Origin of the sequence: Mesorhizobium sp. M4B.F.Ca.ET.203.01.1.1 (assembly GCF_004791025.1) — a bacterium.
In the GTDB taxonomy this organism is placed as follows: domain Bacteria; phylum Pseudomonadota; class Alphaproteobacteria; order Rhizobiales; family Rhizobiaceae; genus Mesorhizobium; species Mesorhizobium abyssinicae.
Map to the genome: position 1 here is coordinate 225,319 of NZ_SRUO01000006.1, position 21,456 is coordinate 246,774.

Here is a 21,456-nt window from a genome sequence, read left to right on the forward strand (position 1 = left end):
GATGGCGGACAGCAGGGAAGATTTCGAGACGATCCGGCAGATCCACACTGTGCTGGTGCTGCATTTCGTCGACGGCATGAAGCAGAACGACATCGCCGCGGCGCTCAACCTGTCGGCGTCCAAGGTCAATCGGCTGATCGCCCAGGGGCGCAAGCTCGGCATGCTGAGGATCGCCGTCGAGAGCCCGTTCCAGGCCCTGGTCGATATCGAAAAGCAGCTGATCGAAATTGCCCGCCTGGCAGGAGCGATCGTGACGCCGACCGTGGCCGGCAGTCCCGAAAGCACGCTGCAGCAGGTGGGGCGCGCGGCGGCCAACCAGTTGCTCGAGACCTTGCGCGACGGCGACGTCATCGCCATTACCGGCGGCAAGGCGATCAGCGCCCTCGCCGAGAACCTGCAGCCGGAGCGCGCCTTCGACGTCACCGTCGTGCCGCTGACCGGCGGCGTCCAGGGCAAGCACTATACCGACGTCAACCATCTGGCGACGCGCCTCGCCGAGCGGCTCGGCGGTTCCAGCATGCTCCTGCATGCGCCGTTGTTCGCCGAGAGCCGGGAGCAGCGCGACCTGCTTCTGGAGATGGCGTCGGTGCGCGAGATCTTCGACCTGGCGCGCAAGGCGGCGATCGCGCTGGTCGGCATCGGCTCGATCCAGACGCCTGGGTCGAGCTACTACGACCTTCGCCCAGGCCTCGACCCCGACCGCGAAAAGCTGGCCGCCAGCGGCGCGGTCGGCGAGTTCCTTGCGCATCTGATCCGCGATGACGGCACGCTGGCGGATTACCCGCCCAACGACCGCCTGGTGGCGCTGGCGCCTTCGGAACTCGCTCGCTGCCGGACGGTGATGGGCGTCGCCAGCGGCGCCGAAAAGGTCGGGCCGATCCGCGCCGCGCTACGCGGCAATTATCTCAAGTCTCTGGTCGTCGACGAAGAAACGGCCAACGCAGTCCTGAACAATGCGGGGAGCCTACGCAATGTCGCCTGAAATGTTGACGCGCACCATTGGCGCGTCGGGAATCTCCGCCTCCGCGATCGGCCTCGGCACCTGGGCCATCGGCGGCTGGATGTGGGGCGGCACCGACGAGGCGCAGTCCATCGATACCATACGCGCCTCGATCGACGAAGGCGTTTCGCTGATCGACACCGCGCCGGCCTACGGCCAGGGCCTGTCGGAGGAAATCGTCGGCAAGGCGATCAAGGGACGCCGCGGCGAGGTCGTGCTGGCCACCAAGCTCGGACTGATCTGGCACGCAAAAAAGGGCAATCACTTCTTCGACTATGACGGCGCGCCGGTGCATCGCTATCTCGGCGCCGACTCCGTGGTCTACGAAGTGGAGCAGAGCCTGCGTCGTCTCGGCACCGACCACATCGACCACTATATTACCCACTGGCAGGATTCGACGACGCCGGTCGCCGAGACCATGGAAGCGCTCGATCGCCTCAAGACCCAAGGCAAGATCCGCTCCATCGGCGCCAGCAATGTCGGGGTTGCGGATGTCGAAGCCTATCTCGCCGCCGGCCAGCTCGACGCGGTCCAGCAGCAATACAGCATGGTGGTGCGCGACATGGAGCGCGACCTGCTGCCTTTCTGCGCGGACAACAATGTGTCCGTGCTCAGCTACTCCTCGCTGGCGCTTGGCTTGTTGTCGGGCAGGATCGGTCCGGACCGCGTCTTTACCGGCGATGACCAGCGCAAGGACAATCCGTGGTTCTCGCAGGCCAACCGCCGCAAGGTCGCGACGCTGATGGAAGAGATACGGCCGATTGCCGAGGCACACGGCGCGAGCGAGGCGCAGATCGTCATCGCCTGGACGCTGCAGCAGCCGGGCATCACCTTCTCGCTTTGCGGCGCCCGCAGCCCGCAGCAGGCCAGGGAGAACGCGCAGGCCGGCCGCATCAGATTGTCCGGACAGGAGATCAGCCAGATCAGCGAGGCCGCCAGCCGCCATCTGACAAGTCTCGACGCCTGACCGCCACCTGTGAATCCGAAACAAATCGAGCTGCCGTCCGCCGGACGGCCGAACGGCGAAGCCATGCCTGACCAGAGAAGCCTCATCCTCGACAAGATCCGCCACAATGGCGCGTTCGATGTCGTCGTCGTGGGCGGCGGCATCAACGGCATCGGCGTTTTCCGCGAGCTGGCGCTGCAGGGCCTCAAGGTGCTGCTGGTCGAGCGCAGCGATTTCTGCTCGGGCTGCAGCGCGGCCCCTTCGCGCATGATCCACGGCGGTCTGCGCTATCTCGAGAATGGCGAGTTCGGCCTGGTGCAGGAATCGTTGCGCGAGCGCGATGCGCTGCTGGCCAACGCGCCGCACATGGTGCGGCCATTGCCGACGACGATTCCGATCCGCACCGTCTTCTCCGGTCTGATGAACGGCGCGGCCGGTTTTCTCGGGCTTTCCGAGGCGCCTTCCAGTCGCGGCGCGCTGGCGATCAAGGCGGGGCTCGCGCTCTACGACTGGACGACGCGCAAGCGCCGGGTGCTGCCGCGCCACAAGTTCCGCGGCGCCAGGACGACATTCGCGCAATGGCCTGCGCTCGACCCGAAACTGCGCTTTTCCGCCACCTATTACGACGCCTGGATCAGCTATCCGGAACGGCTTGGCATCGAACTGCTGCTCGATGCCGGACGCCTGGCGCCCGACAGCCTCGCGCTCAACCGCGCCCAGATCACGCGCGCCGGTTCGGCCTTCGAACTTACCGACATGACGACCGACGAGCGCTTCCCTGTCAGCGCCAAGGCAATCGTCAACGCGACGGGCGCATGGATCGATTCGGCGATCGCCCGGCTCGACGCATCCGAAAAGCCTTTGGCACCGCTGGTCGAGGGCACCAAGGGCTCGCACCTCATCCTCGACAACGAGCCGCTTTACCAGGCCCTTGGCGGCCACATGATTTTCTTCGAGAACGCCGACGGCCGAATCTGCATCATGTTTCCCTATCTCGGCAAGGTGCTGGTCGGATCGACCGATATTCGCGTCAGCGAGGCCAGCCGCGTGCGCTGCGAACCGGCGGAAGCCGATTACATTCTGGCGGCGGCGCGGCTGGTCTTTCCGGCTATTCCGGTTCACGCCTCCGACGTCGTGTTCACCTATAGCGGCATCCGGCCGCTGCCGAAGAGCGACCATGCCTTCACCGGCAGGATCTCGCGCGGCCATTCCGTGCATCGCATTGCCGGCGACATCCCGCAGTTCTGCATGATCGGCGGCAAATGGACGACCTTCCGCGCCTTCGCCGAACAGGCGGCCGACGCAGTGCTGGCCGAGCTTGGGCGCGAACGCCTTTGCGGCACGCTGACCATGCCGATCGGCGGCGGCCTCGGCTTTCCCGGGGATCCGGCGTCGCTGGCGGCCGATCTGGCTGGCGAGTTCGCGCTCAGCGGCGACCGCGCCGCCTATCTTGTCGACCGCTACGGCAGCGGCGCGCGCGACATCGCCCTGTTTTGCGTCGGGCGTCCCGACGATATCAGGCTGGACGGCAGGACCGAAACGACGGCAGCCGAAATCGTCTACCTGATCCGGCATGAGTTCGTGACCTGCCTGTCCGACCTTGTCCTGCGCCGCACATCGCTTGCCATTTGCGGCGACATCTCGATGGCGACCATCGAACGCATCGCCGACGCACTCGCCGCCGAACGCGGCTGGAGCGATCGGCAGCGCGTCGGCGAGGTGCAAAGCCTGGTTGTCGAACTCGACACCTATCACGGCGTCTCGCAGGAGATGCTCGACCAACGCACGATTTCAGGAGCAGAAGATGAAGGTCAGCGCCAAGGCCCGCATGAACCGGATGTTCACCAACGGCAATTGCCTCGACGTGGCGCTCGATCACGGCGTCTGCAATGAACCGGGTTTTCTCGTCGGCCTGGAGGACATGCCGCGCGTCATCGACACGCTGGTCGCGGCAGGACCGGACGCGCTGCAGCTCGCCTACGGGCAGGCCGATTTGCTGCAATCGCGACCGGATAAGAACAAGCCGGCGCTGGTCATGCGCATCGACATGGGCAATCCCTACAATGTCCAGCGCCACCGCGTGATGTGGTCGATGCTGCAGAACCATGACGAGCCGATCATCGGCGCGCTGGAGATGGATGCGGCCTGCGTCGTCGTCAACCTGTTCATGCTGCCTGACGAGCCGGAGCTGTTTCGCCAATGCGTCGAAAACATCAGCAAGGTCCGCGCCGCCTGCCACAGATACGGCATGCCCTTGATGATCGAGCCGCTGGTGATGCTGCCCAACGATGTGCGCGGCGGCTATCAGGTCGACGGCGACGCCGAGAAGATCGTCACCCTGGTGCGGCTCGCCGCCGAAATGGGCGCCGACATCATCAAGGCCGATCCGACCGACCGGCCTGAGGATTTCCACCGCGTCGTCGAGGCGGCGCGCGTGCCGGTGCTGGTGCGCGGCGGCGGCAAGGACGACCTCAGGACGGTGCTGGCAAAATCGTCGGCCCTGCTCAGACAAGGCGCCAAGGGGCTGGTCTATGGCCGCAACATCTATCAGCATGCCAACCCGAAGGCGGTGGTCAACGCGCTGATGGCGATGATCCACACGGACGCCGGCGGCGAAGAGGCCTGGGATATCTACAACAATGGCTGATCAGGCCGCATATCTGCTCGGTCTCGACGCCGGCAACACCATCATCAAGGCAGTGCTGTTCGACCTCGCCGGGCGGCAGGTCGCCATGCACACCGTCGCCGGGCGCTCGCACACGCCGCAGCCCGGCTATGTCGAACGCGACCTCGGCGATATGTGGGCCGCTGCGCGCGACGCCATCCGCCGCTGCATTGCGCAGGCTGGTATCGACGCGCGCCAGATCGCCGCTGTCGGCTGCGCCGGCCATGGCAACGGCCTCTATCTGATCGACCGCGCCGGCGCCCCGCTGATCGGCATCCAGTCGCTCGACACCCGCGCCGCCGGCATGGCGGCGGAGCTGGCTTCGCGCAACGCCGGGGCCCTGCACGCGATCTGCCTGCAAAAGCCCTGGCCGGCGCAGACGCCAACCTTGCTGGCCTGGGTCAAGCAGCATGAGCCCGACCTTTATGCCGCGACCGGCACGGCGCTGCTGTGCAAGGATTTCATCGCCTTTTGCCTCACCGGAGAGCAGGTGAGCGATGTCTCCGACATGTCCGGCTGCGGCCTCGTCCGCATGCCCGAAGGCGTCTATGATGCCGAGCTTCTGGCGCTCTACGGCATCGAGGACGCGCAGGCAAAACTGCCGCGGCTGCTCGACAGCGCCGACATTGCCGGCACGGTCACCGCCAGCGCGGCCGAAGAGACCGGGCTGGCAGAAGGCACGCCGGTCATCGCCGGCTATTTCGATGTCGTCGCCAGCGCCATGGGGGCCGGCGTCGTGCGCCCCGGCGAAGCCTCGATCATCGCCGGCACCTGGTCGGTCAACCAGGTTTTCTCCACCGCGCCGGTTGTCGATCCCGATGTTTTCATGGTGGCGCGGTTCGGCCCCGGACGCTTCGTCAACATCGAATCCAGCGCGACATCGGCCGCCAATCTTGAATGGTACGTGCGTGAATTCGTCGAGCGCGGCAGCCACCTCGGCGATCCGTTCGGCCATTGCAACGCGGCTGTCGGCGAAGTAACGCCGGCCTGGGACGACCCGATTTTCCACCCGTTCCTCTACGGCTCGGGCCAGAGCGCCGAGTTCCGCGCCGGCTTCTACGGGCTGGCCGGCTGGCACAGCGAAGGCCATCTGCTGCGCGCGCTGTTCGAAGGCGTGATGTTCGAGCACCGGCGCCACATCGATGTGTTGAAAGACGCCGGCGTCGGCTTCGACAAGGCGGTGCTGTCCGGCGGCGGCTCACGCAGCGAGCACTGGCCGCAAATCTTCGCCGACGGGCTCGGCGTGCCGATCACCGTTCCTGAAGCCCGCGAGACCGGCGCGCTTGGCGCGGCGATTGGCGCCGGCGTGGCGATCGGACTGTTCGCCGACTATGAGTCCGGCGTCGACGCCATGACCCGTCCGCGCGCCGCCTACCGTCCGGATCCGGCCATGCAGCGTCACTATGCCAGGCGTTATCGCGCCTATTGCGGCCTCGCCGATACGCTGCGATCGTTCTGGACCGAACAGGCCGCAGGACCAGGCAGAGCAGCAGAATGACCCCAAGGCTGGACGGCGACTACGACTACATCATCGTCGGCGCGGGTACCGCCGGCTGCGTGCTGGCCAACCGCCTGAGCGAAGATCCGGCGACGCGCGTGCTGCTGCTCGAGGCCGGCGGCAGCGACAATTACCACTGGGTGCACATTCCTGTCGGTTATCTCTATTGCATCGGCAATCCGCGCACCGACTGGATGATGAAGACGGCGCCGGAGGCAGGCCTGAACGGCCGCTCGCTGGTCTATCCCAGGGGCAAGGTGCTGGGCGGCTGCACATCGGTCAATGGCATGATCTACATGCGTGGCCAGGCTGCGGACTATGATGGCTGGCGGCAGATGGGCAATGTCGGCTGGGGCTGGGACGACGTACTGCCCTATTTCCTCAAATCCGAAGACCATCATGGCGGCAAGACCAGGCTGCATGGTTCCGGCGGCGAATGGAAAGTGGCGCGGCAACGCCTGTCTTGGCCGATCCTGAACACGGTGCAGGAAGCGGCGAAGGAATTCGGCATCATGCCGCGCGAGGATTTCAACGACGGCGACAATGAGGGTTCCGGCTTCTTCGAGGTGAACCAGAGCAGGGGCGTGCGCTGGAACACCGCCAAGGCATTCCTGCGCCCGGCGCTGCGGCGGCCCAACCTGCGGCTGGTCGCCAAGGCGCATGTCGAGAAGGTGCTGTTCGAGGGCAAGCGGGCTACCGGGGTCAGCTACCTCGCAGGCGGCGAGGCACGCCAGGCCAGCGCCGGACGAGAGGTGTTGCTGACGGCCGGCGCGATCAACACGCCGAAACTGCTGGAGCTTTCCGGTGTCGGCCAGCCGGATCGCCTCGCCTCGCTCGACATCGATCTGGTTCACGCCAGCCCCGATGTCGGTGAGAACCTGCAGGACCACCTGCAGATCCGCACCGTCTACAAAGTGTCGTCGGCGCTGACGCTCAACACCCTTGCCAACAGCCTGACCGGCAAGGCGCGGATCGCGCTGCAATATGCCTTTGCCCGGTCGGGGCCGATGTCGATGGCGCCAAGCCAGTTCGGCATGTTCAGCAAATCCGATCCGTCGATGGCGACGCCGGACCTGGAATACCACGTCCAGCCCTTGTCGACGGACCGGCTGGGCGACCCGCTGCACCCGTTCCCGGCGATCACCATGTCGGTCTGCAATTTGCGGCCCGACAGCATCGGCTCCGTACATGCCACGACACCTGAATTGGCCGTGCAGCCGGAAATCCGGCTGAACTACCTCTCCACGGTGCGCGACCGCGAGATCGCGCTGCGCTCGGTGCGCCAGGCGCGCAAGATCATGACCGCAAAGGCGCTTGCCGACTTCCATCCGGAGGAAATCCTGCCCGGTCTCGCCCACCAGTCCGACGACGACCTGCTGCACGAGATCGGCTCGATCGCGACGACGATCTTTCATCCGGTCGGCACCTGCCGAATGGGCGTCGACGACCGCGCCGTCGTCAGTCCCGACCTGTGCGTGACCGGTGTCGAGGGTCTGCGCGTCATCGACGCCTCGATCATGCCGCGCATCGTCTCCGGCAACACCGCCTCGCCCGTGGTGATGATCGCCGAGAAGGCGGCGGACATGATCCGCCGACCTGCATGAACCAGCGGCGACCGGCTATGAGCCCGGTATGTCGTAGATCGCCCTGACCTCGATGGTGCCGAGTTCGGCCAGCGGAATGTCGCCGGCGATCTCCAGCGCCTCGTCGAGGGTCTCGGCCTCGATCATGACGAAGCCGAGCAACTGCTCCTTGGTCTCGGCGAACGGGCCGTCGGTGACCAGTCTTTTCCCGTGGCGCCGCCGCACGCTCTTCGACGTCTTCACCGATTGCAGCGCCTGCGCGATGATCAGCTTGCCTTGTTGATCCAACGATCTGTCATAGGCCAGCGAATCGGCGTCTAGCTTGGCCGATCCTTCTGGGGTCAGCGCATACAGGCTCTGTTCCTCGCCATAGACCAGGCAGACATATCTCATTCCGATCTCCCGTGTTGTGATGGACCATAGGATGCGGTGATGATGGTGTCAGCCGCGCCTCCGAACGCCGCCGCATGATCGAGAAGGCATGCCGCGATGCCGATGATGGCGACCGCCGCCAGCAGCCGGCCGAAGCCGGAGGGCGGCGGATCGAGCCAATAGTCTTCCTGTCGCCCGGCCTTGCGCCCAGGGCATTTCCACAGCGCGAAAAACAGATTGTCCATGTGAGCCTCCATCCGGCCGCGAAATCCGTGGCCGCCCGCAGGACGGTCGAGCCCGATGGAAGTCGACATTTTTGCGCGCGCTTTTTTTAAAAGAGGATTTTTTGGACGCCGGCGCTCCAAGAGCGCGGTGGCCTTCGCGCGTGCCCGCGCTATAGTTCGGGAGAACCCCGGCGCTCCGCCGGCGCAACCCCGACGATCAAGGAGGATTTCATGGACCGCACCGCGAACGCCGTCTGGAAAGGCAATCTGAAGGAAGGCAAGGGCACGCTCGACAGCCAGAGCGGGGCGCTTAAAGGTACGCCCTATTCGTTCAAGGCGCGCTTCGAGGACGAGAGCGGCAAATCCGGCACCAACCCGGAGGAGCTCATCGCCGCCGCGCATGCCGGCTGCTACGCCATGCAGTTCTCGCACTTCCTCGCCGAGAACGGCACGCCCGCCACCGAACTCGACGCCAAGGCGGTGGTGACGCTGGTGCCCGGCACCGGCATCACCGGCAGCGCTCTCACCGTCGTCGGCAAGGTGCCGGGCATCGACGCGGCAAAGTTCAAGGAGCTGGCCGAGAAGGCCAAGGCCGAATGCCCGGTCTCGAAAGCGCTCGGCGCCATCAAGGTTTCGCTCGACGCGAAGCTGGGGTGATTGGGGTTTTCGTTTGAGGGGCAGCGATCCTTCGCCCCCCTCTCTGCCCGGCCGGGCATCTCCCCCCTCAAGGGGGGAGATCAGATGTCGCGCAGGGTTTCGCCAATCGCCGACGTTGTAAGGGGAGTGTCGTCGCTGGAGCTGCCAATCTCCCCCCTTGAGGGGGAGATGTCCGGCAGGACAGAGAGGGGGGCCTCGCGACAAGGTATCTGATTGGCTACCCGCCCAGCGCCTCGATCTTCGCCCGCAAAGCCGCGACCTCTTCTTCTAGCGCCCGCACCCTGGCCTCTAGATCGGCATCCGACGCTGACGCAGCCGGCTGCCACGGCGCCGCCGCGACCGCCGCCACGTCCACCGGCCCTGCGAGCAGATGCACATAGCGGTCCTCGCGCTGGCCTGGCCCGCGCGGTATCTCCTGAACGAGCGGCGGCCGCCGGCCGATCAGCATGTCGAGTTCACCGCGCAAATCCTCGATCGACGAAAACCGCGCCATGCGCTCGCTTCGCGCCAACAGCTCATATGCAGTCTGCGGCCCGCGCAACAGGAGCAGCCCGACCAAGGCGGTCTGCGGCGTGGTCAGCGAGAATCGCTGCGCCATCTGATGCTCATAGCGCTCCACGCGCGAACCGAACATCTGCCGTACCAGCCCCTTCTGCTCAAGCAGCTTCAGGGCCCGGTGCACCTCGGTCTGTTCCAGCGCCATCACCGGCTCGCGCGCCGTCTTCTGGTTGGCGGCGGCAAGCGCGGCATTGAGCGTCAGCGGATAGACATCCGGCGTTAACTCCTTCTTCTCGATCAGGCAGCCGAGCACGCGCGCTTCGGCGGGAGAGAGGATGGGAAGGTCTTCGCTCATTGCATGCTATCCTTTCTGACGCTGGCGGGACAACGCCCCCCTGTCCTGCCGGACATCTCCCCCACCTGGGGGGAGATCAGCAGCTTCGCCGACCGCGCTTCATCCTTCAACCTTGGAGATAGGCGAAAGCCCTCATGACAGCCAATCTCCCCACCCGTGGGGGTGATGTCCGGCAGGACAGAGGGGGGCGCGAAGGATCGCCGCGTTTGAGGTTCTCGTGGGTTATCCCGCCAAGGCTAAACCCGCCGCTCCACCATCATCTTCTTGATCTCGGCGATCGCCTTGGCGGGATTGAGCCCCTTGGGGCAGGTCTGCGCGCAGTTCATGATGGTGTGGCAGCGATAGAGCCGGAACGGGTCCTCGAGATTGTCGAGCCGCTCGCCCTTGGCCTCGTCGCGGCTGTCGATCAGCCAGCGATAGGCCTGCAAGAGCACCGCCGGGCCGAGATAGCGGTCGCCGTTCCACCAGTAGCTCGGGCAGGACGTCGAGCAGCAGGCGCACAGGATGCATTCGTAGAGCCCGTCGAGCTTCTCGCGGTCCTCATGGCTCTGCAGCCATTCCTTGGCCGGCTCCGGCGACACCGTCTTCAGCCACGGCTCGATCGAGGCGTGCTGGGCATAGAAATTGGTGAGGTCGGGAACCAGGTCCTTGATCACCGGCATATGCGGCAGCGGATAGACTTTCACCGCGCCGGAAATGTCGTCGCAGCCCTTGGTGCAGGCGAGCGTGTTGGAGCCGTCGATGTTCATGGCGCAGGAGCCGCAAATGCCTTCGCGGCAGGAGCGGCGCAGCGTCAGCGTCGGGTCGATCTTGTTCTTGATGTAGAGCAGCGCGTCGAGCACCATCGGGCCGCAATCGTCCATGTCGACGAAATAGGTGTCCATGCGCGGGTTCTCGTCATCGTCCGGCGACCAGCGGTAGATGCGGTATTCGCGAAGATTGGTGGCGCCCTCCGGCTTCGGCCAGGTCTTGCCCTGCTGAACTTTCGAATTCTTGGGAAGCGTGAGTTCGACCATTACCTGCGGTCCTTTCGGATGACGAGCTTCAGCCCGGACCAGATTTCATTCACGGCCGCGACCTTGACGTCGACCAGGTCGCGCTTCAGCGCCTCGGCGCGGATGACGTCCTCGGTGACGTCGGTCGCCACTTTCGACGCCTTCTTCGGCCATGAAACCCAGACCATGCCATCGCGCTTGATCGCCGTCTCGATGAGGGCCAAGCCGTCCTCGATCTCGGCGCGCTGCCGGGTGAAGGCATGCACGGCATCGTATTTCTGGCGACCAGAAATTTCCGACCAGTCGGCCAGCCGGTCGATCGCAGCAAAGTCCACGGCTCCGGCAAGATCATCCAGCTCCGGCGGCAGCGCGATGAAGGCGGCGACCATGCCGTCCTTCAGGCCGAGCTTGGCCGGAAGCGGGGTGCCGGAATATCCCGTTGCCGCCAGCGCCATCGTCAGTACACCCTGGCTTTCGGCGCAATCTTGGCGAGGCTGATGCCGCCGTCCTTTTCGGCCAGCAGCGGCTCGGTGTGCACCGGACGATAGGTCAGCGTCACCTTGCCGTCCTCGCCGAGATGGGCCAGCGTGTGCTTGCGCCAGGTGGCGTCGTCGCGGGTCGAGAAGTCCTCCCGGGCGTGCGCGCCGCGGCTCTCCTTGCGCGCCTCGGCGCCGTAGACCGTGGTGATGGCGTTTGCCATCAGGTTTTCCAGCTCCAGCGTCTCGACCAGGTCCGAATTCCAGATCATCGAGCGGTCGAACACTTTTATGTCCTTGAGCTCGCCCCAGATCTGCGAAATCCGCTTGCAGCCGTTCTCCAACGATTCCTGCGTGCGGAACACCGCCGCGTCTTCCTGCATCGCCTTCTGCATCTTTTCGCGAAGCACCGCCGTCGGCGTCGAGCCGTTGGCGTGGCGAAGCCGGTCGAAGCGGTCCATGATCTTCTCGACCGAGGCTTCGTTCGGCGACGGGATCGCCGACTTGCGGTCGATCACCTGGCCGGCGCGGATCGCCGCGGCGCGGCCGAACACGACGAGATCGATCAGCGAGTTGGAACCCAGCCGGTTGGCGCCGTGCACCGAGGCGCAGCCGGCCTCGCCGACCGCCATCAGCCCTGGCGACACCTTGTCCGGACTCGCGGCTGTCGGGTTCAACACCTCGCCCCAGTAGTTGGTCGGCACGCCGCCCATATTGTAGTGCACCGTCGGCAGCACCGGGATCGGATCCTTGGTGAGGTCGACGCCGGCGAAGATCTTCGCCGACTCCGAGATGCCGGGCAGCCGCTCGTGCAGCACCGCCGGATCGAGATGGTCGAGATGCAGGAAGATGTGGTCCTTGTTCTTGCCGACGCCGCGCCCCTCGCGGATCTCCAGCGTCATGCAGCGCGAGACGACGTCGCGCGAGGCGAGGTCCTTGGCCGACGGCGCGTAACGCTCCATGAAGCGCTCACCCTCGGAATTGACGAGGTAGCCGCCTTCGCCGCGCGCACCCTCGGTAATCAGGCAGCCGGCGCCATAGATGCCGGTCGGGTGGAACTGCACGAACTCCATGTCCTGCAGCGGCAGCCCGGCGCGGGCCGCCATGCCGCCGCCGTCACCGGTGCAGGTATGCGCCGACGTCGCCGAGAAATAGGCGCGACCGTAGCCGCCGGTCGCCAGCACCACCATCTTGGCCGAGAAGCGGTGGATGGTGCCGTCGTCGAGGTTCCACGCGACGACGCCGGTGCAGGTGCCGTTCGGCTCCATGATCAGGTCGAGCGCGAAATACTCGATGAAGAACTGAGCGTTGTTCTTCAACGACTGGCCGTAGAGCGTGTGCAGGATGGCGTGGCCGGTGCGGTCGGCGGCGGCGCAGGTGCGCTGCACCGGCGGGCCGTCGCCGTAGTTCATCATGTGGCCGCCGAACGGCCGCTGGTAGATCTTGCCTTCCTCGGTGCGCGAGAACGGCACGCCGTAATGCTCGAGCTCGTAGACGGCGGCCGGCGCCTCGCGCACCATGTATTCCATGGCGTCGACATCGCCCAGCCAGTCCGAGCCCTTGACGGTGTCGTACATGTGCCACTGCCAGGAATCCGGGCCCATGTTGGAGAGCGAGGCGGCGATGCCGCCTTGCGCCGCCACCGTATGCGAGCGCGTCGGGAACACCTTGGTGATGCAGGCGGTGCGCAGGCCCTGCTCGGCCATGCCGAGCGTGGCGCGCAGGCCGGCGCCGCCGGCGCCGACGATCACCACGTCGAACTTGTGGTCGACGAAAGTGTAGGCGGAATTGGCTGATTTCGCGTCCTTGGCCAAAATGTCAGCCTCCGAATGCCAGTTTGAGCAGGGCGAAGAGCGAGGCGACGCCGACCGCTACGGAAAAGAATGTGTTGAGCGCGATCAGCGCCAGCTTCATGCCTTCGCCATGCACGTAATCCTCGATGATCACCTGCATGCCGAGCCGCATGTGGTAGAGGCCGGAAATCAGCACCAGCGCCAGCACCAGCGCCACGAACGGATTGGCGAGCGCCGCCCGCACTTCCGTGTAGCCGTGGCCGTTGAGCGCGATCAGGAAGCCGACGAAGAACAGGATGAGCGGGATGTTGGCGATCGCCGTCAGCCGCTGGCGCCAGAAATGGCCGGTGCCCTCGCGGGCGGAGCCGAGGCCGCGCACCTTGGCCAGCGGCGTGCGCATGTCGGTGTTCTTGCCGCTCATGGTCAGGCTCCCCGCGCCATGTAGCCGGCGATCCAGATCAGCAGCGTGAGCAGGATCGAGCCGGCCAGAGTCGCCCAGGCGATCTTCGAGGCCGTGTGCTTCTCGAGCCCGGCGCCCGTGTCCCAGACCAGGTGCCTTATGCCGCCCAGCATGTGGTGCATCAGCGCCCAGGTGTAGCCGAACAGCACCAGCCGCCCCAGCCACGAGCCGAAGGCCCAATTGACCCAATCGAAGGTGGCCTCGGAGCTCGCCGCCGCCATCAGCCAGAACGCCACCAGCAGCGTGCCGAAATAGAGCGCGCCGCCGGTGATGCGATGGATGATCGACATCGTCATGGTGATCGGCGGCCGATACACGGTGAGGTGCGGCGAAAGCGGCCGTTCACGTCTGGCAAATTCGCGGGTGGCTGGTGATTTGCTCATGGCTCCCCCAGTTCGGCGTCTCCTGGAGCCCCAGCGGAAAGGCGGCATTGCCGCCTTCGGTTGCGACTTCGGACAGCCGGTTTCTAATGCTCTTTTTGCACCGCGTCAAAGCCGGAAAATCGTTTTGGAAACGTCATTTAGTCTGACAAAAAGGCCGGCTTTTGCTTCAATCGATTAGGGCGCGGCCGAAAGCCGGCGCAATGTTTCGCTGCAGTGCGGTATGCCGATGAAGATTGCTACCTTCTGCAGGTGAGCGGCGTCGATCCTTTCTTCATCAGCAGGGCCTCGCGTCCGTCGATCACAACCGCGTCATGCGTCGCCGCCGCCTGGTAGCGGCTGCTCTGGTTGGCGGGCGATGCCGCAAACTCCTCGGTCCAGCCATCCGGCCCCGCGACACGCAGCGACGTGCCGAGATTTTGGATCGAGATCACGGAGCCATTGCATCTGTAGGTGGCCATGCCGATAGCCGATCGCGGCGCAGTCAGGTCGGTGGTGATCTTGGCTGCGGATGCCGGAGCAGGTGCTGGAGGCGCCGCGGGTGCGGTGGACTGCAGGACCGGAGCAGGAGAGACCGCAGCCGATGCCGCCTTGGGCGCGCCGTCCTGCGGCACACAGGCTGCGGCCGCAGCGAGCAACGGAGCAAGGAGCAATCCCCGAACCAAGCGGCGTGACGCCATGTGCTGCCCCTCCTGTGCGCGGCACGCTAGCCACGATGTCGTTCCTGATCAAGCTCACCCGGCTCAAGCGGCTGGTCGAGATGGCGCGATGGTGCGGGCAAGCATGGCCGAAAGATGGCCACCCCGTCTGCCGAAATTAACCATGTTTGTTAAAGTCCGGCTGAGAAAACGTCCCGGCTCTTAACAAAGGTTAAGAAAAGGTTAATTTCCGATTCGAACAGGCTCCAGACCGAAACGGTCGAAGCAAACGGAGGGTGCCATGCGTTCGAATTCGAGCAGACTGCGCCTTGCGGCGCTTGCGCTGGCGGCACTCGCCGTCGGCTTCACGGCGCCGGCCGAGGCCGGGCTGCGCCACCACGACCGCGTCTATGCCGATTCCTTCGGCAATCTCGTCATCGACAGCGCCGCCGGCTACAAGCGCATCATCGTCGGCGAAGGCAGGCACGCCAAGGAACTCTCGAACTTTACCAGTGCCGGCGAGCCCGACGTGGTCTACGAGAATGAATCCGACGAGACCGTTGGCCGCGGCTGCTACCAGCCGCCGGTCTTCATCAAGGGCCGCTCCTATATGTACGGCCTGTCCGACGGCGAGATGCCGAACCTCAGCCCCTGCCGTTGAAGACGGGGGACGCCTGCCGTCCGGCCGGCCCGGCCGAGACGCGCACGCAATCGCGGCCGCCGCCCTTGGCCTGATAGAGCGCCTCGTCGGCGCGCCGCAACAGATCGGAAAAACCCTCACCCGCGCCAAGCTCGGCGACGCCGAAGCTGGCGCTGCAGCGATGCTCGGCCGGCAGGCTGTCGATCGGCAGGGCGCCGAAAGCGCTGCGCGCGCCTTCGGCGAACAGCCGCGCGGCCGCGAGATTGGTGCCCGGCAGGATGATCGCAAACTCCTCGCCGCCGATGCGCCCGGCGACGTGATGGTCGGCCGCCGCCTCGCGCAGGAAGCCGGCGAAGGTCTCGATCACCCGGTCGCCGCAGGCGTGGCCGAAATTGTCGTTGATGCCCTTGAAATGGTCGAGGTCGGCGATCACGAGCGCCACCGGAACGCCACGGCGCGCGGCATCCCTCAGGGTGATTTCGGCATGACGTTCGAAGCCGCCGCGGTTGAGCAGCCTGGACAGCGCGTCGGTTTCCGATTTCGACGTCGCCTCGGCCAGCACATCGCGCACCAGTATGGCCAGCGCAAGCAGCGCCAGCGCCAGGCCGAAAACGGTGCCGAGCGATTGCGACACCAGCGCGTAGCTCGTCTGCACATAGGATTGCGGGTCGGCGCCGCGGCCGCCCAGCGCATGCGCGATGAAGGGCTTGGAGGCGAACTGCAGCGCGCTGGCCGTCAGCACCGCCATCAGTATGGTGTCGAGCCGCTCGCGCCTTTGCCTGGACGACCAGACGATGCCGAGCGCGGTGAACTGCATGACGGCGTAGGGAAGCTGATAGGCCATCATCGCCGTCAGCGACTGGCGCGGCAATTCCTGCACCAGATAGACGGCGACGGAGGCGATGGCCAGGAAGAACAGCATCGGCCACCAGGGCGGCGCCACGCCGTATTTATGCGCAAGTCCGCCATTGAAGACGATGGTGGCGCCGAGGAAGACGGCAAAGGCCGCGACCACCGGGAGCCGGGCATTGTCGAAGGCGGGAATGACGAATTCGAGCGCGAAATAGGCCATGCCCAGCACATAGCCGAGGGCCAGCCAGCGCGCCGACACCCGGCTTTTGTCGTAGATGGCGATCGTCATGAACGCCGCCGCCAGCAGTCCGGCGACGAACAGGTTGATCACGAGGATGACGTCCGCGCTGCCCATGGTCCAAAAACCCCCGCCGACAGCAAAGCATCGACGGGCGAAAAAGACGTTAACGTCGGGTCATGATCGGGCTGCTTGGCCTCACCCGACGCTGGCGGGCTCCGGCACGAAGACCGTTTCGGGGCGCTCATAGGACAGGCGCACGCTGTCGCGGCCGTTCTTCTTGGCCTTGTAGAGCGCGTCGTCGGCGCGGCGCATCAGCGGCGCCAGGCCTTCGTCGCCGGTGCGGGCGGCGACGCCGAAGCTCGCCGTCACCCTGACGCCTCGCGGCAGGCTGGCGACGCCGCCGGACGAATAGAGCGAGCGGATCGCCTCGGCGAACAGGCGGGCCGAGGCCAGGTCGCACAGCGGCAGGAGCACGGCGAACTCCTCGCCGCCGATGCGGCCGGCAGCGCCGCGCGTGCCGGTGGCGAAGCTCAGCTTGGCGGCGAAGTCGGCGATCACCCTGTCGCCGACCGCGTGCCCGTGCTGGTCGTTGAGCGCCTTGAAGTGGTCGAGGTCGGCAAGCACCATGGCGACGGGGAATTTCGCCTTGGCGCACTGGTCGAGCAGCAGCGCCGCCCGCTCCTCGAAGCCGCGGCGGTTGAGCAGGCCGGACAGCGGATCGGTATGGGTCTCGGCCTTCAGCGCCTTCAAGACGTCGAGCGCGGCCGCCGAGAACAGGGAAAGCGCGATCAGCAGCGACAGCAGCGCATGCGAGAGCAGCGCCGTCGTCCAGTAGGACGAGCCGTAGAATCCGTCATAGCTCGGGAACGGCCCGTGCGCGATGACGACGATCAGGGTTCGGACGACGAAGTTCAACCCCGAAAGCAGCGACAGCACGAACAGGATCTTCTCGGTCGGGCCGTTGCCGCGCACCGTGCGCAGTTCCGCGGCGACCAGCAGGCTGAGGGCGCCGAAACCGAAATTCATCGACAGGATGCGCCAGGTGAGATCCGGCTGCACGAACATGAACCATGAAAAGGCGGCGAGCCCGCCGCCGGTGGTGAGCGCGATGCCGACATAGGGGACGCGCCGCCCGTAGCGCGCAACGATCGCGCTGGAGAGGCAACAGCCGGCCGCCGTGAAGCATATGTTGGAGACAAGCTTGGTCAGCACCATCCCGACAGGAAGGGTGAAATACTGGAACAGGAAGCCGGGGGCCGAGAGGCAGTAGCTCGTGGCCAGCACCGCCAGGTAGGGGCGATGGCGCTGATGGAACCACAGGACGAGGAACGCGGCGCCAAGCGCCAGCGCGATCGTCGGGTTGAGCAGCGCTATGAGCAGACCCGTGTCCAAACGACTGTGATTTCCCCGCTTACGTGAGGGAAGATGCTAAAGCGCAAGCCCAAACAAGCGGTTAAGCGAAGGCCGCTTTGCCGAAGAAACCGGAGGCGCGGCAAAGAAAAACCCCAAGCCACCTGGATGGTTCGGGGTTTTGACCTCGTCCGTATGCGAATGCCGCGGCTGCTATTTCCAGTCGCGGATGTCGACGAAATGGCCGGCGATCGCGGCCGCCGCGGCCATGGCCGGCGACACCAGATGGGTGCGGCCCTTGAAGCCTTGCCGGCCCTCGAAATTGCGGTTCGAGGTCGAGGCGCAGCGCTCATGCGGCTTCAGCCGGTCGTCGTTCATGGCGAGACACATCGAACAGCCCGGCTCGCGCCAGTCGAAGCCGGCGGCGAGGAAGATCTTGTCCAGCCCTTCGGCCTCCGCCTGTTCCTTGACCAGGCCGGAGCCCGGCACGATCATGGCGTTGACGCGCGGATTGACCTTTCTGCCCTCGACCACCTTGGCGGCGGCGCGCAGATCCTCGATGCGGCCATTGGTGCAGGAACCGATGAAGACGCGATCGAGTTCGATGTCGGTGATCTTTGTGCCGGGGGTCAGCCCCATATAGTCGAGCGCGCGCAGCTTCGACGAGCGCTTGTTCTCGTCGGTGATCTCTTCCGGATTGGGCACGAAGCCCTGCACCGAGACGACATCCTCGGGCGAGGAGCCCCAGGAGACGATCGGCGGCAGCTTCTGCGCGTCGAGCACGACCACCTTGTCAAAATGCGCGCCTTCATCCGAATGCAGCGTCTTCCAATAGGCAAGTGCGGCATCCCAGGCCGCGCCCTTGGGCGCGCGCGGCTTGTCCTTGACATAGGCGAAAGTCGTCTCGTCCGGCGCGATCAGGCCGGCGCGCGCGCCGCCCTCGATCGACATGTTGCAGATCGTCATGCGGCCTTCCATCGACAGCGCGCGGATCGCCTCGCCGGCATATTCGATGACGTAGCCGGTGCCGCCGGCGGTGCCGATCTCGCCGATGATGGCGAGGATGATGTCCTTGGCGGTGACGCCTTCCGGCAGCGTGCCGTCGACGCGCACCAGCATGTTCTTGGCCTTGCGCTGGATCAGCGTCTGCGTCGCCAGCACATGCTCGACTTCCGACGTGCCGATGCCGTGCGCCAGCGCGCCGAAGGCGCCGTGCGTGGAAGTGTGGCTGTCGCCGCAGACGATGGTCATGCCGGGCAGGGTGAAACCCTGCTCCGGGCCGATGATGTGGACGATGCCCTGGCGGATGTCGTTCTCGGAATAGTACTCGATGCCGAAGTCCTTGGCGTTCCTGGCCAGCGCCTCGACCTGGATGCGGCTTTCCTCGTTCTTGATGCCGAACTTGCGCTCGGGCGAGGTCGGCACATTGTGGTCGACCACGGCCAGCGTCTTTTCCGGATGCCGGACTTTTCTGCCGCTCATGCGCAGGCCCTCGAAGGCCTGCGGGCTGGTCACCTCGTGAACGAGATGGCGGTCGATGTAGAGCAGGCAGGTGCCGTCGTCCTGGCGGTCGACCAGATGGTCGTCGAAGATCTTGTCGTAGAGGGTGCGCGGTGCGCTCATGTGCGTAAATCCGTCGATATGAAAAAGGGAAGAAGCCGGTGCCGGGCCATGCAAGCCCGGCAAGGGCGACGAGGCGAAGACGGCCTAGCTAAGTCGGCTGGTGAGCGCGCCGCAAACGCGCGCGGCAAATCGCGACGGCAGGCGCTTTCTGTCCTGCAGCACGAAACCCTTGTAGGCCGGATCGCCGAAAAGCTCTTCCATGGCGCTGCTCATATCAATGTTTGCCGATTTCGGCAATCGGCTGGCATTTGCGGCTTAGACACCGAACGTCAGCGCTGCCCCTCACCTGCCTGCCGGCACCCTCTCCCCGTATAGTGACGGGGAGAGGAACGCTCTCATCGGCGATTTCGCCAATTGCTAAGTTTGGACGAAGAGAGCCGGCGTTGCGGCCAGCCACTTCTCCCCGTCACTATACGGGGAGAAGTGCCCGGCAGGGCGATGAGGGGCGGCGCCGACATCGGTGATTGGCGCTCACACCACCTCAAACACAAACGTCTTCACCAGCGCCTCGGGATCGCCGATCGCATAGCAGCGGAACCAGGGACTTTGCTCTACCAGCCGCCATTTCTCCTCCCGCTCAAGGCTGTCGAAGACATCTTGAAATCCGCCGCTCTCGAACACCTGGTCTCGCACCGTGAAGATGGCGTGGCCGCCGCTCTTCGTGATGCGCACCAGCTCATGCAGGCCAGATGCCGGCGCATGGCCGATGGTGAACACGCCGGTCGAGAAGAAGGCGCGGAAATGGCCGTCCGGCCAAGGCAGCGGCCCGCCGAGCATCGCCTTCTTCAGCTCGCTGTAGGCGTTGCGGCTGCCGGCGATCTTCAGCATGTCGTCGGAGAGATCGAGCCCGGCAATGTCGGCATAGCCAAGCGCCTTCAGCGACGGGCCGGAGAGCCCGGTGCCGCAGCCGGCGTCGAGCAGCGGGCCTGCGCCGACAGGCACATGGCGCGCCACCCAGGCGGTGATCAGGAACGGCAGCAGATAGCCGAGCGACGCGGTCTCGCTGTCATAGGTCGCGGCCCATTCGGCATAGGCCTTGGCGAGCGCCTCCGGCGTGTCGGCCGTATAGACGGAATCCAGCGCCGCATTGGCCTTGTCGAAATCCACCAAATTGTCCTCCTCCGCTGGCGCGCGGGACGGATCGTAGCGCGGTCTTTGTTGGACTTCTATTCCTGGTGCTGGCGGCGCAGCCGCTGCTCCAGCGCCCTGAGCGCCAGCGACAGGCCGACGGTGAGGATCAGGTAGATATAGGCGACGATCGAATAGGTCTCGAAGAAGCGGAACGAACCGGCGGCATAGACCTTGCCCATCTGGGTGATGTCAGCGACGCCGAGCACCGAGACCAGCGAGGAATCCTTGACCATGGCGACGAAGTCATTGCCGAGCGGCGGCAGGATGGTGCGGATCGCCTGCGGGAACACGATCAGCCGGAAGCGCTGCGCGCGCGTCAGTCCGAGCGCCTTGGCCGCCTCGATCTGGCCCTTCTCGACCGACTGGATGCCGGCGCGGAACACTTCCGAGATGAAGGCGGAATAGCCGATGGTCAGCGCCATGATGGCGCGCCACAAAAGCGAGACGTCGCGCACCAGCAGTTCGCCGAGATAGCCGGCGCTTTGCAGCGGCGCGGTCAGGGCGTTCCACGCAGCGACGACGGCCGGCGCGCCGGCGAACGCGATCCAGAACAAGAGCACCAGGATCGGCACTCCGCGGATGATCTCGACATAGAAGCGGGCGATCTGGCGAAGCACCCGCGAGCTCGACAGCCCCATCAGGGCGATGCCCAGCCCGATCGCCGAGGCCAGCGCGAAGGCGACCACGGTGACGAAGACGGTGATGCCGATGCCCTTGGCGACGGTGGCGAAGACCTGGGCGTAGAGGTCGCTCGACGCAATGAACAGCGCCGCCGCCAGCGCCAGCGCCAGGGCGGCGGCCAGCCACCAGGGGAATTCGGCTTTGGCGGAGGAGGTTGCGGGCGTTGCCATCAGGCGAGCCAAGCGGAGCCAGATCTACGGAGGCTGCGTTCCGGCACACCCCCCTCTGCCCTGCCGGGCATCTCCCCCGCAAGGGGGGAGATTAGCAGCTTCGGCCTCACTGCCCATCCTACAGCGTTGGAGATTAGCGAAAGCCGAGGCGACATCTGATCTCCCCCCTTGCGGGGGAGATGTCCGGCAGGACAGAGGGGGGTGGGAAGAAACGAGGCTTTCGCGGTC

The 21,456-nt window shown here is 65.6% G+C and carries 22 protein-coding genes; 8 read left to right on the forward strand and 14 right to left on the reverse strand.

The features are described from left to right. Position 1 precedes the first annotated feature (1 nt). From EN846_RS16100 to EN846_RS16125, 6 genes are all read left to right on the forward strand, one after another. Positions 2-982 carry a sugar-binding transcriptional regulator gene (locus EN846_RS16100; RefSeq protein WP_127392937.1) on the forward strand — a complete coding sequence of 327 codons (981 nt, stop codon included), beginning with the start codon at positions 2-4 and terminating at the stop codon, positions 980-982. After that, entirely contained in the window at positions 972-1,967 is a 996-nt protein-coding gene (locus tag EN846_RS16105) for an aldo/keto reductase (protein ID WP_127392938.1), read from the forward strand. Before EN846_RS16100 ends, EN846_RS16105 begins: the two co-directional genes overlap by 11 nt. 63 nt (positions 1,968-2,030) lie before the next feature. Then, positions 2,031-3,839: a glycerol-3-phosphate dehydrogenase/oxidase gene (locus EN846_RS16110; RefSeq protein WP_128345963.1), complete on the forward strand. Its 1,809-nt coding sequence runs from the start codon at positions 2,031-2,033 to the stop codon at positions 3,837-3,839. Then, on the forward strand, positions 3,751-4,593 hold the full coding sequence (locus EN846_RS16115) for a class I fructose-bisphosphate aldolase (protein ID WP_127393047.1): 843 nt from the start codon (positions 3,751-3,753) through the stop codon (positions 4,591-4,593). Before EN846_RS16110 ends, EN846_RS16115 begins: the two co-directional genes overlap by 89 nt. Beyond that, entirely contained in the window at positions 4,586-6,109 is a 1,524-nt protein-coding gene (locus tag EN846_RS16120) for an FGGY-family carbohydrate kinase (RefSeq protein WP_127393048.1), read from the forward strand. The genes EN846_RS16115 and EN846_RS16120 overlap by 8 nt, the downstream gene beginning before the upstream one ends. Continuing rightward, positions 6,106-7,713, forward strand: a complete 1,608-nt coding sequence (locus EN846_RS16125; protein WP_127393049.1) for a GMC family oxidoreductase N-terminal domain-containing protein — start codon at positions 6,106-6,108, stop codon at positions 7,711-7,713. Before EN846_RS16120 ends, EN846_RS16125 begins: the two co-directional genes overlap by 4 nt. Positions 7,714-7,728: 15 nt before the next feature. Here the strand turns inward: EN846_RS16125 and EN846_RS16130 are convergent, their stop codons facing one another. Then, positions 7,729-8,085 (reverse strand): YciI family protein, encoded by a 357-nt coding sequence (locus EN846_RS16130; protein WP_127393050.1) that lies wholly within the window; start codon positions 8,083-8,085, stop codon positions 7,729-7,731. Further along, entirely contained in the window at positions 8,082-8,429 is a 348-nt protein-coding gene (locus EN846_RS16135; protein WP_245493224.1) for a hypothetical protein, read from the reverse strand. Before EN846_RS16135 ends, EN846_RS16130 begins: the two co-directional genes overlap by 4 nt. Before the next feature lie 90 nt (positions 8,430-8,519). Between EN846_RS16135 and EN846_RS16140 the strand changes: the two genes are divergently transcribed. Further along, on the forward strand, positions 8,520-8,945 hold the full coding sequence (locus EN846_RS16140; RefSeq protein WP_127393051.1) for an OsmC family protein: 426 nt from the start codon (positions 8,520-8,522) through the stop codon (positions 8,943-8,945). A 217-nt stretch (positions 8,946-9,162) separates the two neighbouring features. Here EN846_RS16140 and EN846_RS16150 read toward each other — a convergent pair whose 3' ends face one another. The 7 genes from EN846_RS16150 to EN846_RS16185 form a co-directional block, all read right to left on the reverse strand. Continuing rightward, the gene (locus EN846_RS16150) at positions 9,163-9,798 is read right to left on the reverse strand and encodes a DUF480 domain-containing protein (RefSeq protein WP_127393053.1); all 636 of its coding nucleotides are present in this window, start codon (positions 9,796-9,798) and stop codon (positions 9,163-9,165) included. 236 nt (positions 9,799-10,034) lie between these two features. After that, the gene (locus tag EN846_RS16160) at positions 10,035-10,814 is read right to left on the reverse strand and encodes a succinate dehydrogenase iron-sulfur subunit (protein WP_127282067.1); all 780 of its coding nucleotides are present in this window, start codon (positions 10,812-10,814) and stop codon (positions 10,035-10,037) included. Continuing rightward, the gene (locus EN846_RS16165; protein ID WP_128345962.1) at positions 10,814-11,248 is read right to left on the reverse strand and encodes a DUF3052 family protein; all 435 of its coding nucleotides are present in this window, start codon (positions 11,246-11,248) and stop codon (positions 10,814-10,816) included. Before EN846_RS16165 ends, EN846_RS16160 begins: the two co-directional genes overlap by 1 nt. A gap of 2 nt (positions 11,249-11,250) precedes the next feature. Then, the gene (gene sdhA, locus EN846_RS16170; protein ID WP_127392720.1) at positions 11,251-13,083 is read right to left on the reverse strand and encodes a succinate dehydrogenase flavoprotein subunit; all 1,833 of its coding nucleotides are present in this window, start codon (positions 13,081-13,083) and stop codon (positions 11,251-11,253) included. 4 nt (positions 13,084-13,087) lie between these two features. Further along, the gene (sdhD, locus tag EN846_RS16175) at positions 13,088-13,483 is read right to left on the reverse strand and encodes a succinate dehydrogenase, hydrophobic membrane anchor protein (RefSeq protein WP_127282070.1); all 396 of its coding nucleotides are present in this window, start codon (positions 13,481-13,483) and stop codon (positions 13,088-13,090) included. A 2-nt stretch (positions 13,484-13,485) separates the two neighbouring features. Beyond that, a complete protein-coding gene (sdhC, locus tag EN846_RS16180; RefSeq protein WP_127282071.1) occupies positions 13,486-13,905 on the reverse strand; it encodes a succinate dehydrogenase, cytochrome b556 subunit in 420 nt (139 codons plus the stop codon). Between the two features lie 236 nt (positions 13,906-14,141). Next, complete coding sequence (locus EN846_RS16185) at positions 14,142-14,582, reverse strand: hypothetical protein (protein WP_127392719.1); 441 nt, start codon at positions 14,580-14,582, stop codon at positions 14,142-14,144. 259 nt (positions 14,583-14,841) lie between these two features. On the opposite strand from EN846_RS16185, the gene EN846_RS16190 reads away from it, so the two are divergent. Then, on the forward strand, positions 14,842-15,201 hold the full coding sequence (locus EN846_RS16190) for a hypothetical protein (protein WP_127392718.1): 360 nt from the start codon (positions 14,842-14,844) through the stop codon (positions 15,199-15,201). Here the strand turns inward: EN846_RS16190 and EN846_RS16195 are convergent. The 5 genes from EN846_RS16195 to EN846_RS16220 form a co-directional block, all read right to left on the reverse strand. Beyond that, positions 15,185-16,387, reverse strand: coding sequence for a GGDEF domain-containing protein (locus tag EN846_RS16195; RefSeq protein WP_127392717.1), 1,203 nt, complete (start codon positions 16,385-16,387; stop codon positions 15,185-15,187). The genes EN846_RS16190 and EN846_RS16195 overlap by 17 nt on opposite strands. Positions 16,388-16,468: 81 nt before the next feature. Then, a complete protein-coding gene (locus EN846_RS16200) occupies positions 16,469-17,665 on the reverse strand; it encodes a GGDEF domain-containing protein (protein ID WP_127392716.1) in 1,197 nt (398 codons plus the stop codon). A 171-nt stretch (positions 17,666-17,836) separates the two neighbouring features. Beyond that, positions 17,837-19,246, reverse strand: coding sequence for a 3-isopropylmalate dehydratase large subunit (gene leuC / locus EN846_RS16205; RefSeq protein ID WP_127392715.1), 1,410 nt, complete (start codon positions 19,244-19,246; stop codon positions 17,837-17,839). 471 nt (positions 19,247-19,717) lie between these two features. Then, entirely contained in the window at positions 19,718-20,353 is a 636-nt protein-coding gene (locus EN846_RS16215; RefSeq protein ID WP_127392714.1) for a class I SAM-dependent methyltransferase, read from the reverse strand. Positions 20,354-20,412: 59 nt separating this feature from the next. Then, a complete protein-coding gene (locus tag EN846_RS16220; protein ID WP_128345961.1) occupies positions 20,413-21,228 on the reverse strand; it encodes an amino acid ABC transporter permease in 816 nt (271 codons plus the stop codon). Between the last annotated feature and the right edge of the window lie 228 nt (positions 21,229-21,456).